The organism is Telmatospirillum siberiense, from assembly GCF_002845745.1.
Taxonomy (GTDB): domain Bacteria; phylum Pseudomonadota; class Alphaproteobacteria; order Rhodospirillales; family Magnetospirillaceae; genus Telmatospirillum; species Telmatospirillum siberiense.
The window spans coordinates 294,693-310,454 of sequence record NZ_PIUM01000002.1 but is presented as its reverse complement, the minus strand read 5'-3'; the positions used below and the strand labels follow the sequence as shown (position 1 = coordinate 310,454).

Sequence of the window (15,762 nt, the reverse complement as noted above, 5' to 3'; positions counted from 1 at the left end):
CTCAGAGGTCCACCCCGGAATAGGAACAATTGAAGGATTTGTTGCAGAGCGGGAAATCGGCGACGATGTTCCCCTCGATGGCCGCTTCCAGCAGCGGCCATTGGAACCACGAGGGATCGCGCGGATGGCACCGCACCACCCGGCCGACCTCGGACAAGCGCAGCCACAGCAGGATTTCACCGCGGAAGCCTTCGACCAGGGCCATGCCTTCGCCGCCACGCGTCGGAATCGGCTTGTGCAGCGGCCCTCCGGGCATCCGTTCGAGAATCTGCTCGATCAGAGCGAGACTGGCCGTCACCTCCTCCAGTCGTTGCCAGATCCGCGCGTTGACGTCGCCCTCGGGATGTACCGGCACCTCGAAATCAAGATCGTCGTAGGGCGGGTAGCCGGGGACCTTGCGGGCGTCGCCGCCTTGCGAAGCGGCACGTCCGACAAAGCCGCCGGCCCCGAACCGGTGAGCCAGCGAGGACTGGACGATGCCGGTGCCGACGGTGCGATCCTGCAGGCTCGGCATGTCGTCGTAGACATCGGCCAATCGGCGAACCCGTTTGCGCAACTCCTTGACCAATCCCCGCAGAATGCTGCTCCCCTCCCGCGTCACGTCGACGGCGACGCCGCCCGGAATCACCGTGTCCATCAACAGCCGGTGGCCGAAACACAGTTCGTTGACCGACAAGATCCGTTCACGCAGGACGGTGCACTGGGCCAGCATGAAGGAAAAGGCGGCATCGTTGCAGATCGCCCCGAAATCGAGGATATGGTTGGCCACTCTTTCCAATTCCGCCATCAGGGCGCGCATCCAGTGAGCCCGGGGCGGGGCTTCCGTGCCGGTGGCGGCCTCGGCGGCACGGGCGAAGGCGATGGCGTAGGCCACAGTGCTGTCACCCGAAATGCGGCCGGCCAGGCGGGCCGCATCGATCAGACTCTTGCCGGCCATGTGGCCCTCGACACCCTTGTGGGTGTAGCCCAGACGCTCCTCCAGGCGAACCACCGTCTCGCCGGCGCAGGTAAAGCGGAAATGCCCGGGCTCGATTACGCCGGCATGCACCGGCCCCACCGGAATCTGGTGCAGGCTTTCCCCTTCCACCGGCAGGAAGGGATAGACGACCGGGCCCGAGGGCGGCGCGCCACGAACGATGGCGAGCGGGGCCGACTGTCCCCAGCGGCCGTGGTCGAGCCAGGGCCGCTGATCTTCCAGCCCCTCGGCGGTCAATCCATACAGGTCATGGATGGCCCGCTCGAGCCGGATCGCCGCCGGCCGAACACCGGACAACGAAGGGTACCGGCGATCGGGGCATCCCACGGAGGCCACGGCGATCGCCGCGTTCTCCTCGTCGCGCAGAGCGGCATGCACCTCGGTGCCGTCGGCCCAAAGCCCGAGCAGGGTCCAATCGGATACCGAAAGCTGGTGAACCATCTCGCGCCAGCCCCGCTCGTCCAACGAGTAGCGCGGCCAGGGGCGGTGCCCGGCCACCGCACGGCCGCCACCCAGATATTCCATAAGGGTCACATTACCGAGCATGGCCGCTATCCCAGCAGTTTCGCGACGACCTTGAACCAGGTCACCAGTTCATCGGGTAGATAGACGCCGGCAACCAGCGCCAGCGTCAGATGGGCAACCAGGGGAACGACTCCGAGGGAATGCATGAACCAACCCTGATGCGTCCGCTCGCTGTCGGCAGCCAGATGGCCGGGCTCGCCGAAAGCCATTCCCTGAAGACGGAGGATCAGGGCGCCGAAGGTGACCAGCAGGCCGATCATCACCGGCACGGCCAGCCAGGCGTTGCGGGCGAAGGTCGAGCTGATCACCAGGAACTCGCTCATGAAGATGCCCATCGGCGGCAGGCCGGCGATGGCCAGCACACCGATCACGAAGGCCCAGCCGAGGAAGGGATGGCTGACCGTCAGGCCCCGGATGTCGGCGATCCGCTTGGTGCCCGTCGCCTGGGTGATGAGGCCGACGGCGAAAAAGATCGCCGATTTGACCAGGCTGTGCATGGTCATGTGCAGAAGGCCGGCGAAGTTGGCCAGACCGCCCCCCATGCCGAAGGCGAAGGTGATGATGCCCATATGCTCGATCGAGCTGTAGGCGAACAGGCGTTTGATGTCGCCGCGCCGGTACAGCATGAAGGAGGCGACGAAGATCGAACTGCACCCCATGCCGATCATCAAGGGCCCCGGTTGCAGGGCATGCTCGTTGGCATTGATCAGCATCTTGAAGCGCAGCAGGGCATACAGGGCCACATTGAGCAGCAAGCCGGACAACACCGCCGAAATCGGCGTCGGCCCTTCCGCGTGGGCGTCGGGCAACCAGGCGTGCAACGGCGCCAGACCGACCTTGGTGCCGTACCCGACCAGCAGGAAGACGAAGGCGAGGTTCATCAGCTCGGGCTGGAAGGCGCCGGCACGCTTGATCATCTGGGCCCAGGCCATGGCCAGCGCGCCGTCGCCCATCACCGGCTGGGCGGCCAGATAGACCAGGATGGTGCCGAACAGGGCCAGGCCGATGCCGACGCTGCACAGGATGAAATATTTCCACGCCGCCTCGATCGCCTCGCGGGTCCGGTAAAGGCTGACCATCAGCACGGTGGTCAGGGTCGCCGCCTCCACCGCCACCCACAGGACACCGATATTGTTGGCCGAGAGGGCCAGCAGCATGGTGAACATGAAGGCCTGATACATCGAGTGATAGAAGCGCAAATGCTGGGACGTGAGCCGGCGCGTCTTGCTTTCCCGACCGATATAGGAGGCCGAGAACAAGGCGGTGGTAAAACCGACGAAGGCGGTCAGCACCACCAGATAGATGTTGAAGTCGTCGATGAAGAACAGCACCGTCTCGGCCGGCCGGACATACAGCAGACCGATGGCGCCCCCCAGCGCCGCCGCGGAAATCGCCACATTGAGCCACGCCGCCTGCCGCCAATCGGGAATGCACGCCAGCAGACCGGCGCCGACCAATGGCGTGCCGAGCACCCAGAACAGGGGATTGTGGACCTCAAGCGGCAAGAGGGATGCCAGGGATCCCATCATCGGCGCTCTCCCCGGAACGTCTCGAGATAAGCGACGTCCAGGCTGTCGAAGCGTTCGCGGATCCGGAAAAAGAAGATGCCGAACAGGGCCATGGCGACCAGTACCGAAAAGGCGACGCTGATTTCGACCACCAGGGGCATGCCTTTGGCGCCGACGGCGGCCAGGATCAAGCCGTTCTCCAGCGACATGAAACCCACCACCTGGGTTACGGCATTGCGCCGGGTGATCATCATCAACAGGCCCAGCAGCACCACCGACATGGCCAGCGCCAGATTTTCCCGGGTCATCGCGGCCGCCGAGGCGGTAACCGGCAGGACCAGGACGATCGAAAGCGCGACCAGGGCGACGCCCGCGATCATCGTCGGCCCGATGCCGAGTGCCGTTTCGACGGTACGGTGGATCCCTAGGCGCCGGACCAGCCAATCGAGCGCGAAGGGCACGGCGACGCCTTTGAAGAGCAGAGCGATCAGCGCCGACACGTAGAGATGCGGGGCCTCCTGGACGAAAGCCTGCCAGGCCGCCGCCAGGGCGAGCACCATGGCCTGGAACGAATAGGTGCGGATCACCGCCGTCATGCGCCGCTGATAAAGCAGGCCGAAACTCATCATCAGGATGACCGCGCCGATCAGATGCGCCATGTCATAGGCATAGCGCTCCAGGGACGGGAGTTGTTGCACGCTGATCACACGGCCTCCGACACGTAAAGAAAGATCGTCGCCAGCAAGGCCAGCAACAATGCGCCACCCAGGAAATCGGCAATGAGGAAGACCCGCATCTTGGCCAGCATGGTCTCGAAATAACCGAGCACCACGGCCAGCAGCCCGACCTTGAGAGCCCAGGCGGCCAGTCCCCACAGCACCTCCAGCAGGCCGCTGTCGGGACCGGCGATGCCCCACGGGAAGAACAGGCAGGAAATGATCGACATGAAGAGAAGCAGACGGACCATGGCCGCCGCTTCGAGCAAGGCCAGATGACGGCCGGAATATTCCAGCACCATGGCCTCGTGGATCATCGTCAGTTCGAGATGCGTGGTGGGATTGTCGATCGGAATGCGGCCATTTTCGGCGATGGCGACCATCACCATGGCGGCCAGGGCCAATCCCGCCGACACCTCGATGCCGACATGCCCGCTCATCACGTAGGCGGCCATCTGGGCCGGCGACGTGGTGTGGGTCAGCAGCGACAGGCTGAAAATCACCATCAGCATGGCCGGCTCGCCGATCGAGGCGACGAACATCTCGCGGCTCGACCCCAACCCGCCGAAGGCCGTGCCGGCGTCGAGTCCGGCCAACGCCGTGAAAAAGCGCGCCGTGCCGAGAAGCGCCACCAGGGCGATCAAATCGGCCGCCGGCGTCAGCAGCATGTCGGTGGTGAAGGTCGGCATGATGGTCGCCGCCAGCCAGACCGAAACGAACACCAGATAAGGGGCGATGCGAAACAGCCAGGAGGCCGAGTCCGCCACCACCGATTCCTTTTGCAGCAGTCGCCACAGATCGCGGTAGGGCTGCAGCACCGACGCCCCCCGCCGGCCCTGCAGGCGCGCCTTGGTCAGGCGGACGATTCCCATGACGAGCGGCGCCGCCGCAAGCACCAACCCTGTATGAAAGACGCCGAAGAGGAAGGAGATCATTGCTGGCGCACCGCGACGACGAGAAGGAGAAGCACCAACGTCAGGAACATCATCAGCAGATAGCGCCGGACGGTGAGGAACTGCAGGACATTGACCCGGTCGGCGATGGCATCGACGATCCTGACGATGCGGAGATAGAGGCCGGTCCACACCGGATCGATCATTGTGACCGAGAACCTCGCCGGGACCATTTCGCCGGGCGGAGGCATCTCCACCTCCTCCCGGGCCCGGAACACCACGCTGCCGAACACGCGGCGCAGGGGCTGGGCGAAACTGTCGGCCGAATATTGAGCGTTGACGATATCCTCGGGATGGCCGCAATCCCAGAGGGGGAAGCGCCTGATCTTGCGCGTGCCGAAATGATGGACGACCAGCAAGGTGGTGACCATCAGGGCGGCGCCGGTCAGCAACACCATGGTCGCCGAATAGGATCCCGCCGTCAGACTGACCGGCGACAGCCAGGGCCACCCAAGCATGGCGGCCGGAAGCTTGACCCTCACCAGGGGCTCGACCGCCGTGGCGATGCCGGAGGTCACCGTCACCGGAAAGACGCCGAGGCAAAGGCAGAAGAAGGCCGGGACGGCCATGGCCACTTGCATGCTCAAGGGAACTTCGCGGGCATGCCGGGCCTCGGGCGTGCGGGGACGGCCAAGAAACGCGATGCCGAAAGCGCGCACGAAGCAGGTCGCGGCGAAGGCCGCGGCCAGGGCCATGGCGACGCCGACCACCGGAACGCCGAAGCGCATGGCCCAATGGGCCACCGTCGGTCCCTTGAACAGGCTCTGGAAGACCAGCCATTCCGAGACGAAGCCGTTCAGCGGCGGCAGGGCGGAAATGGCGCAGGCGCCGATCAGGAAGGTGAAACCGGTTATCGGCATCCTGTTCAGCAGACCGCCCAACCTGTCGAGATTGCGCTCGCCGGTCGCCTGGAGAATGGCCCCCGCCCCAAGGAACAGCAGGGTTTTGAACAGGGCATGGTTGACCACGTGGTAAAGTGCTGCCACCAGCGACAGGGCGGACAGCGCGAGCTCCCCATGGTCGCGGAAGGCGAGGGCCAATCCCAGCGCGATGAAGATGATGCCGACGTTCTCGACCGTCGAATAGGCGAGCAGCGTCTTCAAATCCCGCTGCATCAGCGCGTAAAGCACGCCCATCGCCGCCGAAACGGCCCCCACCACCATCAGGACGAACCCCCACTGCCATCCGACATCGCCCCGCAGGTCATAAAGGATGCGGATCAGACCGTAGATGGCGACCTTGGTCATCACACCCGACATCAGGGCGGAAACGTGACTGGGGGCGGCGGGATGGGCCAGGGGCAGCCAAACATGCAAAGGGACGAGGCCGGCCTTCGAACCGGTCCCCAGCAGGGCCAGCAACACCACCAGACTGCCGGCCAGGGCCGGCAGATGGGCGGCGCGCATGGCGGCGAAGGTGTAGGCGCCGCCGGAACCGGCCAGCAGGCCGAAGGCGGGCAAAAGGCAGAAGGTGCCGAACACCGCCATCACCAGATAGACCATCGCGGCCTTGCGCGCTTCCTCGTTGGTATGATCGGAAAGCACCAGCAGCCAGGACGACAGCGACATGAATTCCCAGGACACCAGAAAGACGAAGGCGTCGTCGGCGATCAGAACGCCGTTCATGCCGAACAGGAAAAGCGGGAACAGCGGGGTCACGCGACCGGGGTGCGGGACATGCCCGCCGTAACCGATGCCGAACAGGCTGGCCAGCGCCGCCGGAAAATTGATCGCCACCAGGAAAAAGGCGGACAGGCTGTCGAGACGGAAATGGGCGTGCAGCCAGGGCAGACCGAAAGGCAGCACGACCGAGGGGACCTCCTCGTGACCGGACTGGACGATATGCCAGAGGCCGTCGCCGACCAGGACCACGGTCGCCACCAGACAGCCGGCATAGATCAGTTCGTGCACGCGCGTCAGCCGGTGAAGGAGAATGGCGCAAAGACCGAGCAGCAGAAGGCCGGCCAGGGCGGACCCGATGATCATGGAAGAACCTTTGGCTCGGTTTCAACGGAAGCCGGCGAAACATGCACTATTGGTCACCTCCGGAGGCATTCCGGCAACCGTCACCGGAACGAAAAGCCGACTCCACCCCCCTCTGCAGCAGACCGGGAGAGGTTCGCTCCATGAGAGACAACCGAAGGAAGGATCAGCCAGAAATTAGATCATATCACCCTAAGGATGGGGTGCAAGGCGCTTGGACATCCCCCAAATCCGGGAAGATCAGGACTTTCGCGCCCCTTCGCACGCTGACGGTTGCCAACCGGCGGCGCTTGTCATTAACTGAGAAGGTGGGACGGGATTCAATTTATGATTGACAATGGCCACCGGCGGGACATCTGCCGCGATATAGGTATTGCCTGTATCGCGCTTCTGCTCGCCCTGCCGGCCATTCTTCTCGCCGCGATGGGTTCGGCCGCCTGGGCCGAGGATCTCCGCTATCTGCGGATCGGCACCGGTCCGCCGGGAGAAAGCTATTTCCCGGTGGGGGGGCTGATCGCCAGCGCCCTCAGCAACCCTCCCGGCGCCCCGCCTTGCGAGAAAGGCGGCAGTTGCGGCGTGCCCAACCTGATCGCCGTGGCCAGCGTCACCAGCGGCAGCCTCGCCAATATCGAGGCGATCCGCGACGGCCGGTTGGACGCCGCGCTGGTTCAAAGCGACGTGGTCTCATGGGCGGTCCGGGGACAGCCGCCCTTTCAGGGGCAACCGGTGGTCACCCTCCGCTCCATCGCCAATCTTTATCCCAGCCAGTTGCATCTCGTGGCTCGCGCCGAAGCCCGGATCAAGGGCCCGGAAGATCTCAAGGGAAAACGCGTCTCCCTGGGCGAGGCGGGGTCGGGCACCCTGCTCCATGCCCGTCAGTTTCTCGCCGCCTGGAAGATCAAGGAAAGCGATGTCGGGGCGCAGTTCCTGCGTTCGGCACTGGCCTCCGACGCCATGACGGCAGGGACCCTCGACGCTTTTTTCGTCATCGACCGGGCACCCGTTCCCACGGTGACGGAATTGTCGAGGCGCATGCCCATCCGGTTGGTTCCGATCGATGGAGCAGGCTCGGAACGTCTTATGAAAGCCAATCCCCTGCTCGCCTCATCGCATATCCCAGGCGGCCTTTACGAAGGAGTGCCGGACGACGTGGCGACGGTGCAACTGGACATCAGCCTGGTGACCGCATCCGATGTGCCCGACGCCCTCGTCGAAAACATGACCCGGGCCCTGTGGCACCCGGCCACCACGGCCCTTCTGGCCGAAAGTCTGTCGCAGGCGGGCAAGATCAAACTCTCCACCGCGCTTTTCGGCCTGGGGGCGCCCCTGCATGCCGGCGCCGAGCGATATTATCGGGTGAAAGGCCTCTTTCCGTGAAACCCGCTTAGGGCTTGTCGCGAAATTATCGCTCCAAACCTTAAAGATTCCATATGACGCCTGCGCTCCGCTTAAGGCGGACTCAAACGCCGCTCGGGCTCAGTGCCTGTTGATTCACTGGCACTTAAGCTTCCCTTTTGGCGGCGTCGACCCATTCCTGCAGGGCCGGCAGGGCGAGGACGGCTTCGACATAGGCGGTGCTGACCGCATCGAGCGGGACGCCATAGGTATGGAACCTGGTCACCACCGGAGCATACATCGCATCGGCGATCGACCAGCGGCCGAACAGGAAGGGGCCCCCGGCCCCGAAACGGCTGCGACAATCGTTCCACAGCGCCTGCACCCGCGCCACGTCGGCCACGGCCTCGGGCGGCAGTTCGGGCAACGGCAAGCTCTGCGTGACATCCATCGACAGATGCTCGCGCAGGGCCGGAAACCCCGAATGCATCTCGGCGCAAGCCGACCGCGCCACGGCCCGCGCCCCCTTGTTCTCGGGCCACAGGGGCACGGCGCAGGCGATTTCGGCGACATATTCGCAGATGGCCAGAGAATCCCATATGACGAGTCCGCCGTCCTTCAAAACCGGCACCTTGCCGCTTGGCGAATGGGCAAGGATCTCCGTCCGGCTTTCCGGGCGGCGCAGACGGATCCTCACCTCTTCGAAAGGCAACCCGGCCTGCTTGAGGGCCAGCCAGGGACGAAGCGACCAGGACGACCAGCTTCTGGTGCCGATGACAAGAACAAGATTGCCCATGATGTTCCCCTTCCAGGCATTGGAGCGAGCATCATAGCGACGCCGTCCCGCTCGGCAAGAGTGCCGGGAGCGGGGGAGACGAAAGTGGACGCCCCGGTTCCCGCACCGCAACCCACCCATGCGTTTCGATGATCGATCTTTCGGCGCGCCCCCTTCCCTTGCCTCCCAGTTTTGGCCATTCTGTCGGTTATCCCGATCATAGGTGGAGCGAACCGTGCCGGACCAACTGTGCGAAGAAGAAACGACGGCGGCGCTGCCCATCGTGCCGCTAACCCGCGAGACCTGGAAATCGTGGATGGAGGGCCGAACCGAAGCCGAACGCCGCTGGGTCGAAACCACCGGCTTTACCGCCGAGGCCGGAACCATCTGCCTATTGCCCGGCGCGTCGGGCGGCGTCGAGCGTGTGCTGTTCGGCTGGGATGAGGGGGACCCTTGGTGCTGGGCCCACCTGCCGGTCAAATTGCCCAAGGGCGTCTATCGCATCGAACCGCCGCTCACCCCGGCGTCCGCCGACTGGGCGGCACTGGCCTGGGCGTTGGCCGGCTATCAATTTTCCCGCTATCTGGACCGGAAGCCGCCGGAGTGTCCCCGCCTGGTCTGGCCGCAAAACGCCCACCGGGCCGAGGTCGCCAGCACCGTCGAGGCGGTGCGCCTGGTCCGCGACCTGGTCAACACGCCCTCTTCCGACATGGGGCCCGAGGAACTGAACCAGGCCGCCGCCCTGCTGGCCGAACGGACGGGAGCCAGCCTCTCCAGCATCATCGGCGACGAGTTGCTTGAGCGGAACTATCCGCTGATCCACGCGGTCGGCCGCGCGTCGTCCCGGCCGCCGCGCCTCCTCGATCTGCGATGGGGCGAGGCTCTCGCCCCCAAGGTGACCCTGGTGGGGAAAGGCGTCTGTTTCGACAGCGGCGGCCTCGACCTGAAGACCGCCTCCGGCATGAAGCTGATGAAGAAGGACATGGGGGGGGCCGCCCATGTCCTTGGATTGGCCGCCATGATCATCGCGGCAAAAATCCCGGTCCGCCTGCGTGTTCTCGTTCCGGCGGTCGAGAACGCCGTTTCGGGAAGCGCCTTCCGCCCCTCGGACATCTTGACGTCGCGCAAGGGCCTGTCGGTCGAAATCGGCAACACCGACGCCGAAGGCCGCCTGGTCCTGGCCGACGCCCTGGCCGAGGCCGATAGCGAGAAACCCGACCTGCTGATCGACCTGGCAACCCTGACCGGCGCGGCGCGCACCGCCCTGGGCCCCGATCTGCCGGCGATGTTCACCCCGGACGACGATCTGGCCGCCGCCATTCTGGCCGCCGCCGAAGCCGAACATGATCCCGTCTGGCGCCTGCCTTTGTGGAAGAGCTACCGCCGCCTGCTCGACAGCAAGGTCGCCGATATCAACAACGCCCCCGACAGCCCCTACGCCGGAGCCGTCACGGCGGCGCTGTTCCTGCAGGAATTCGTCTCGCCGGGGACCTCCTGGGTCCACTTCGATATCTTCGCCTGGAACCCATCGGCCCGGCCGGGACGCCCGGAAGGCGGCGAGGCGATGGCAATTCGCGCTTTATATCGATTGATAGCGCAAAGATACCCGTCATGAGGATTGCCGCCGAAGCAAGGCTCGGCTAATTTCGTGCGCGGAATGAAACGGATGGATCATGGGCGTCGACCTCAAGGCAGTTCAAGCTCTCGACCTCTGGCGCGGTGCAATCGTTGAGAGCGTGCGCCGCGAGGCGCCCGACTTATCGGCCCGCCAGATGGCTTTGCTATTGACGGTTTACCTGACCCCGCCGCCACACACGGTGCGCGGGCTGGCAACGGCCCTTAACATCTCCAAACCCGCCATCACCCGCGCCCTCGACCGTCTGAGCGAATATGGCCTGATCCGTCGCAAGGTCGACGAGACGGACCGCCGCAGCGTGCTGATCCAGCGCACCGTCAAAGGATCGGTCTTCCTGAGGGAATTCGGAGACATCATCGTCTCGGCCGCGGCGGAAACCCACAACGGGCTCTGACGCGGCCCTTGGGAGAGGGGCATACATTTTCGTCTTTTCATTTCAGGGCCGATTACTTATGCCCGTCATGGCTGGAAATAACCCACGGCTGTCCGGCACAGTTTGTGCGTCGCCCATATTCTTGTGGTGACCACAACCAACAACCGTCATTGCCGGACTTGATCCGGCAATCCATGATTGCATAGATCGGCCGAGGTCATTTGAAGCGGGCACGTGGATGCCCGTGTCAAGCACGGGCATGACGTCTTTTGATTGAATCGCGAAACCAAAACACCGGAAGAGCGGTAAATGACGACAGGACTTACGCCTGCTTGGCGTCGATGATCGAGCGACGGATGGCGCGGGTGCGACTGAACAGCTCTTCCAGTTTGTCCCCCTCGCCCCAACGGATCGCCCGTTGCAGGGCGGTCAAGTCCTCGGTGAAGCGTTGCAGGACTTCCAGCACCGCCTCGCGGTTATTGAGGAAGATGTCGCGCCACATCACCGGGTCGGAAGCGGCGATCCGGGTGAAATCGCGAAAGCCCGAGGCCGAGAACTTGATGACTTCCTGCTGCAGGGTGGTTTCAAGATCGGTCGCGGTGCCGACGATGGTATAGGCGATCAGATGCGGCAGATGGGACGTGATCGCCAGCACCCGGTCATGATGCGCGGCCTCCATGATCTCAACGGTGCTGCCCGCCGATTCCCACATGGCCCTGACCTTGTCCACCGCCGCCTGGGCGGTGCCACCGGGCGGCGTCAGGATGCACCAGCGCCCCTGGAACAGTTCGGCGAAGCCCGCCGTCGGCCCAGAGTGCTCAGTGCCGGCGATGGGATGGCCGGGAACGAACGACACGCCCTCCGGCAGATGCGGACCGACATCGCGGAGAACCGCCATCTTTACCGATCCGACATCGCTGACGATGGCGCCCTGCTTGAGATGGGGGGCGATGGCCGCGGCCAGATCGGCATAGGTTCCGACCGGCGTCGCCAAAACGACCAGATCGGCGTCGCCGACGGCCTCGGCGACGTCATCGGTGGCGGCGTCGACGATACCGAGTTCCAGAGCCTTGGCCCGGTGCAGAGAGTTGGAATCCAGGGTCACCAGCCGTCCGGCCAATCCATCCCGCTTGATCACGCGGGCCAGCGAAGAACCGATGTGGCCAATGCCGATGATCGCCACCTTGTCGAACAGTACTGCCATCACGCCCCCCGGAATTCAGCAAGCGCCGCCACGGCCGCCTGCATCTCGTCATCACGACCGATAGTGATCCTGAGACAGTCGGACAGGCCGTAGGTCCCCATGGCCCGCACGATGATGCCCTTGCCGCGCAGGAAGACGTCGGCGGCGGCGGCATCGCGTCCGGCTTCCCCGGGAAAGCGGACCAGGATGAAATTGGTCACGCTGGGAATGGTCTCGAGGCCCAGACTTCTGACCTTTTCCTCGAACCAGGCCCGCCAATAGCTGTTGTGGCGTTGGGCGAGATCGAGAAATTCGCCGTCCTCCACCGCCGCAAGGCCGGCCTCCAGCGCAGCCGAGGAGACATTGAACGGACCACGGACGCGATTGAGCACGTCGGCGACGGCCGGCGGGCAATAGGCCCAACCGAGACGAAGACCGCCCATGCCGTAAATTTTGGAGAACGTCCGCGTCATCACGACATTCTCCGAGGTCTCGACCAGATCGGCCCCGGGACTGTAATCGTTGCGGTCGGCGAACTCGGCATAGGCGGCATCGATGACCAGCAGAACATGGCCGGGCAATCCGTCGCGCAGACGCCTCATCTCGGAGACGGACAGATAGGTCCCCGTCGGATTGTTGGGATTGGCGATGAAAAGAATGCGCGTCCGCTCGGTCACCGCGGCCAGCAGATTATCGACCGAGGCGGTCAGATCGATCTCCTCGGCGAAGACCGGCGTCGCCCCACTGGCCTTGGCGGCGATCGGATAGACCAGAAAGCCGTGACGGCTGTAGAGCACCTCGTCGCCGAAACCCGCATAGCCGCGCACCAGAAGCTGCAGCAGTTCATCGGAACCGGCGCCGCAGACGATCTGCTCGGCCTTCAATCCATCCCGCGCCGCCAGAGCCTCGCGCAAAGCCACCGCATGTCCGTCCGGATAACGGTGCATCTCGCCCGCCATCGCCTGATAGGCGGCCAAAGCCCTCGGGCTCGGTCCCAGGGCGCCTTCGTTGGAGGAGAGCTTGATCACACGGTCGATGCCGGTCAGCCTGGACGTCCCCGCGACATAGGGATTGATGTCCAGAATACCGGGACGAGGCTTGGGAGACGTCATTTTGGTCTTCTTATTGGGTTCGAGAGAACTCAGTCGGTCAAATCTTCCTGACTGAAGGGAACGGGATAGCCGCCCAGCACGACGGCATGGAACACCGGCTGCTTGAGTTCGACCAGACGGCGGATCCGGCGGTCGTCCGCCCCCAGATGGCCGGACACCTCCACCAGATGCAGCCAGTTTTCCTCGGTCCGCTGAGTAGCGGCCAGCATGGTCGGCTCGATGCCGGCGGCCGACAGGACCGACCGCAGCCGGGCACGGCTGATATCGGGCGCCGTCTCAAGAGCCAGCCAGGATCGGTCGTATCCGGTGGGCTCGGGCGCCAGCCGGCCGATGGCCAAAGCCTCCAGCCCGTCGCCACGGCCCGGTCCGGGACCGGAAAACGGCAGCCTGGCGATGATACGCGGCAGATCGGGGCTGTCGCCCATCAGGCTGATCCACCAGGCTTCGACATCCTCGCGATCGGGCATCGGCATGATGCCGACGGTGGCGCTGCCCTCGGCAACGGTCCGGGTCACCTGTCCCGCCGAACGGAAAGGCGTAATCGGCAGAACCACGCCGAAATGATCGCGCGCCAGTTCAAGATAGCCGGCGCCCCGATCGGGCATATACACCGCGACCGAGACATCGCCCTGTAAACCGATCATGCCGCCGATGATTTCCCGCCAGATGCGCAGCAACGACACCTTGGGGAAACGGCCATGATGGCGCGACACCAGCCTGCGCAGGATTTCCGCCTCGCGTCCGGGTCGCAGCAGGGCGGCATTGTCGATGCCCTTCACCGCTCCGACCTGCACGACGACCTCGGTCCGCCGCATCAGGAGATCATGCAAGGCATCATCGATACGGTCGAGTTCCTGCCGGAGATCATCGAGGGACTTCTCGCTCGCCATAGTCAAAATCCACGTACTTCCAAAAGACAAATCGCAAAGAGGGGTAGTAGTAGCCGAATCCCTCGCCAAAATCCAACGCCCCTTCGCTCTCCCTTGCCCCGATCGCCCCCAGGGGGGCACCGGCATGGAGCGGAAACCGGGCTATTCGTCGCCGTCGCCGGTCCCACCAAGCACCGCGCGGGCGATTTCCCAGGAGAAGCCGGCACGCCCCAGGGCCGCCATGTCGCGATCGCGATTCTGGGCGCGCAGGTCCGGTGGACGATGCGGACCCAGCCGGCGGCGGCGCACAAAAGCCTCGGCGGCGGCGCGGTCGAGCGTCACCGCATCCTCGGCCAGATCCGCGGCCAACCCTTGCAACGCCTCGTCGATCACCGAAGCCTCAAGGCCGCGCCGGGCCAGGTCCTGACGGATCGCCCTTGGCGAACAGCCGCGCCGCAACAGACTCCGGCTCTTGCCTTCGGCATAACGTTGGTCGTCGAGCAGACCGCTGGCCTGGTAGCGGCGCACCAGGTCATCGACCAGGACGGCGCCGTCGGCCGGATCGTCGCCGAAAACGCGGGCGGCCCGCTCGACGCGGCGCATCAGGACGCGACGCAGGCCTTCGGCCGAAGCGGAAAATCGTTCGAGATAAAATAAAGCGGCGTTTTCGAGAGAGGTTTTCGAGATCCGCTTTGGTGGACGGGGCTTGCTCATCGGCTCAGCATAGCGCAGATTTCGGCTCATCATGACGATGATCGATACGCCCCCCGCCCAATCGCAGGCCACCTTCCCGCAACAGATCGGGCCGCGCCGCCAGAATGCCGTCAACTGGCTGGGTCTTTGGACCCTCACCGCCAAGGAGGTGCGTCGGTTCGTCAAGGTCTATTTCCAGACCATCGTCGCCCCCGTGGTGACCACCCTGATGTTCCTGGCGATCTTCGTCCTGGCCATCGGCCGGGCCTCGCTCGACGTCGGCGGCGTACCGTTCTCCCAGTTCCTCGCCCCCGGTCTGGTCATGATGGCGATGACCCAGAACGCCTTCGCCAACACCTCCTCGTCGCTGATCATCGCCAAGGTTCAGGGCAACATCGTCGACGTCCTGATGCCGCCGCTTTCCGCGCTGGAACTGACGGTGGCCTTCGCCCTGGGCGGCGTCATCCGCGGCCTGGTGGTCGGCATCGCCGTCACCCTGGCCATGGCCTGCTTCGTCCATCTGCCGATCATCCATCCGCTGGTCATTCTCTATCATGGCGTCATGGCCTGCCTGATGCTCTCGCTGCTCGGCATGATCGGGGGCATCTGGGCCGATAAATTCGATCATATGGCGGCGGTCACCAATTTCATCGTGACCCCGCTTTCCTTCCTGTCCGGCACCTTTTATTCCATCGACCGCCTGCCCGAAGGTTTCCACCTGTTCGCCCTGGCCAACCCCTTCTTCTATATGATCGACGGTTTCCGCTATGGGTTCATCGGCCATGCCGACGGCTCTCTGGGCATCGGCGCCCTGGTCGTCGGCCTCGCCGATCTGTTTCTGGGTCTGGTCGCCTTCCGCATGTTCCAGACGGGTTATAAGCTGAAGGCTTGATTACGCGCCTGGCGGGCGCATTCGCGCCCTTGGCTTTTAAATAGCCCTCAGGCGCCGGGCGGGGCCATCCGGCCCCTTGGCTTTCCTCGCTTATGCCTCCGCTGACGCTCCCGGCATAAGCTGCGGCACGCTCAACGCGCTAGTCACCGGCTACGCCGGCTCCGGTCGGGTTATACATAAAGACGGTGGAGACGAGGAACGGAGCGGGCATCGCCCACGACTGGGCCGTTGAGG

The 15,762-nt window shown here is 64.5% G+C and carries 14 protein-coding genes; 4 read left to right on the top strand and 10 right to left on the bottom strand.

The features are described 5' to 3' along the window. Position 1 precedes the first annotated feature (1 nt). From CWS72_RS03320 to hyfB, 5 genes are read right to left on the bottom strand one after another with little or no spacing between them, the layout of a single operon-like run. Positions 2-1,522, bottom strand: a complete 1,521-nt coding sequence (locus CWS72_RS03320; RefSeq protein ID WP_101249129.1) for a hydrogenase large subunit — start codon at positions 1,520-1,522, stop codon at positions 2-4. A gap of 5 nt (positions 1,523-1,527) precedes the next feature. Then, positions 1,528-3,030, bottom strand: coding sequence for a hydrogenase 4 subunit F (locus CWS72_RS03315; RefSeq protein ID WP_101249128.1), 1,503 nt, complete (start codon positions 3,028-3,030; stop codon positions 1,528-1,530). Beyond that, positions 3,027-3,716: a hydrogenase-4 component E gene (locus CWS72_RS03310; protein ID WP_420824042.1), complete on the bottom strand. Its 690-nt coding sequence runs from the start codon at positions 3,714-3,716 to the stop codon at positions 3,027-3,029. The genes CWS72_RS03315 and CWS72_RS03310 overlap by 4 nt, the downstream gene beginning before the upstream one ends. Continuing rightward, positions 3,713-4,660: a respiratory chain complex I subunit 1 family protein gene (locus CWS72_RS03305; RefSeq protein ID WP_101249127.1), complete on the bottom strand. Its 948-nt coding sequence runs from the start codon at positions 4,658-4,660 to the stop codon at positions 3,713-3,715. Before CWS72_RS03305 ends, CWS72_RS03310 begins: the two co-directional genes overlap by 4 nt. Further along, positions 4,657-6,663 carry a hydrogenase 4 subunit B gene (hyfB, locus tag CWS72_RS03300; RefSeq protein WP_101249126.1) on the bottom strand — a complete coding sequence of 669 codons (2,007 nt, stop codon included), beginning with the start codon at positions 6,661-6,663 and terminating at the stop codon, positions 4,657-4,659. Before hyfB ends, CWS72_RS03305 begins: the two co-directional genes overlap by 4 nt. Positions 6,664-6,987: 324 nt before the next feature. Between hyfB and CWS72_RS03295 the strand changes: the two genes are divergently transcribed. Beyond that, entirely contained in the window at positions 6,988-8,037 is a 1,050-nt protein-coding gene (locus tag CWS72_RS03295; protein ID WP_101249125.1) for a TAXI family TRAP transporter solute-binding subunit, read from the top strand. A gap of 124 nt (positions 8,038-8,161) precedes the next feature. Here CWS72_RS03295 and CWS72_RS03290 read toward each other — a convergent pair whose 3' ends face one another. Further along, positions 8,162-8,791 (bottom strand): glutathione S-transferase family protein, encoded by a 630-nt coding sequence (locus tag CWS72_RS03290; RefSeq protein ID WP_101249124.1) that lies wholly within the window; start codon positions 8,789-8,791, stop codon positions 8,162-8,164. 214 nt (positions 8,792-9,005) lie between these two features. On the opposite strand from CWS72_RS03290, the gene CWS72_RS03285 reads away from it, so the two are divergent. Next, the gene (locus CWS72_RS03285) at positions 9,006-10,385 is read left to right on the top strand and encodes a leucyl aminopeptidase family protein (RefSeq protein ID WP_241911549.1); all 1,380 of its coding nucleotides are present in this window, start codon (positions 9,006-9,008) and stop codon (positions 10,383-10,385) included. A 58-nt stretch (positions 10,386-10,443) separates the two neighbouring features. Further along, a complete protein-coding gene (locus CWS72_RS03280; protein ID WP_101249123.1) occupies positions 10,444-10,800 on the top strand; it encodes a MarR family transcriptional regulator in 357 nt (118 codons plus the stop codon). Between the two features lie 301 nt (positions 10,801-11,101). Here the strand turns inward: CWS72_RS03280 and CWS72_RS03275 are convergent, their stop codons facing one another. The 4 genes from CWS72_RS03275 to CWS72_RS03260 all read right to left on the bottom strand — a co-directional run bounded on the left by CWS72_RS03275 (position 11,102) and on the right by CWS72_RS03260 (position 14,690). Next, on the bottom strand, positions 11,102-11,983 hold the full coding sequence (locus tag CWS72_RS03275; RefSeq protein WP_101249122.1) for a prephenate/arogenate dehydrogenase family protein: 882 nt from the start codon (positions 11,981-11,983) through the stop codon (positions 11,102-11,104). After that, positions 11,983-13,074 carry a histidinol-phosphate transaminase gene (gene hisC, locus CWS72_RS03270; protein WP_101249121.1) on the bottom strand — a complete coding sequence of 364 codons (1,092 nt, stop codon included), beginning with the start codon at positions 13,072-13,074 and terminating at the stop codon, positions 11,983-11,985. The genes CWS72_RS03275 and hisC overlap by 1 nt, the downstream gene beginning before the upstream one ends. A gap of 29 nt (positions 13,075-13,103) precedes the next feature. Beyond that, positions 13,104-13,964: a chorismate mutase gene (locus CWS72_RS03265; RefSeq protein ID WP_101249120.1), complete on the bottom strand. Its 861-nt coding sequence runs from the start codon at positions 13,962-13,964 to the stop codon at positions 13,104-13,106. Between the two features lie 141 nt (positions 13,965-14,105). Further along, positions 14,106-14,690, bottom strand: coding sequence for a regulatory protein RecX (locus tag CWS72_RS03260; protein WP_241911548.1), 585 nt, complete (start codon positions 14,688-14,690; stop codon positions 14,106-14,108). Here CWS72_RS03260 and CWS72_RS03255 point away from each other — a divergent pair. After that, positions 14,689-15,528, top strand: coding sequence for an ABC transporter permease (locus CWS72_RS03255; RefSeq protein ID WP_241911547.1), 840 nt, complete (start codon positions 14,689-14,691; stop codon positions 15,526-15,528). The genes CWS72_RS03260 and CWS72_RS03255 overlap by 2 nt on opposite strands. The last annotated feature ends 234 nt before the right edge of the window (positions 15,529-15,762 follow it).

Coding starts and splice junctions, on each gene's coding strand:
- hisC (WP_101249121.1), bottom strand. CDS start 13,074: ATGACGTCTCCCAAGCCTCGTCCCGGTATTCTGGACATCAATCCCTAT.
- CWS72_RS03275 (WP_101249122.1), bottom strand. CDS start 11,983: ATGGCAGTACTGTTCGACAAGGTGGCGATCATCGGCATTGGCCACATC.
- CWS72_RS03320 (WP_101249129.1), bottom strand. CDS start 1,522: ATGCTCGGTAATGTGACCCTTATGGAATATCTGGGTGGCGGCCGTGCG.
- CWS72_RS03255 (WP_241911547.1), top strand. CDS start 14,689: ATGACGATGATCGATACGCCCCCCGCCCAATCGCAGGCCACCTTCCCG.
- CWS72_RS03305 (WP_101249127.1), bottom strand. CDS start 4,660: ATGATCTCCTTCCTCTTCGGCGTCTTTCATACAGGGTTGGTGCTTGCG.
- CWS72_RS03260 (WP_241911548.1), bottom strand. CDS start 14,690: ATGATGAGCCGAAATCTGCGCTATGCTGAGCCGATGAGCAAGCCCCGT.
- CWS72_RS03265 (WP_101249120.1), bottom strand. CDS start 13,964: ATGGCGAGCGAGAAGTCCCTCGATGATCTCCGGCAGGAACTCGACCGT.
- CWS72_RS03315 (WP_101249128.1), bottom strand. CDS start 3,030: ATGATGGGATCCCTGGCATCCCTCTTGCCGCTTGAGGTCCACAATCCC.
- CWS72_RS03295 (WP_101249125.1), top strand. CDS start 6,988: ATGATTGACAATGGCCACCGGCGGGACATCTGCCGCGATATAGGTATT.
- CWS72_RS03280 (WP_101249123.1), top strand. CDS start 10,444: ATGGGCGTCGACCTCAAGGCAGTTCAAGCTCTCGACCTCTGGCGCGGT.
- CWS72_RS03290 (WP_101249124.1), bottom strand. CDS start 8,791: ATGGGCAATCTTGTTCTTGTCATCGGCACCAGAAGCTGGTCGTCCTGG.
- hyfB (WP_101249126.1), bottom strand. CDS start 6,663: ATGATCATCGGGTCCGCCCTGGCCGGCCTTCTGCTGCTCGGTCTTTGC.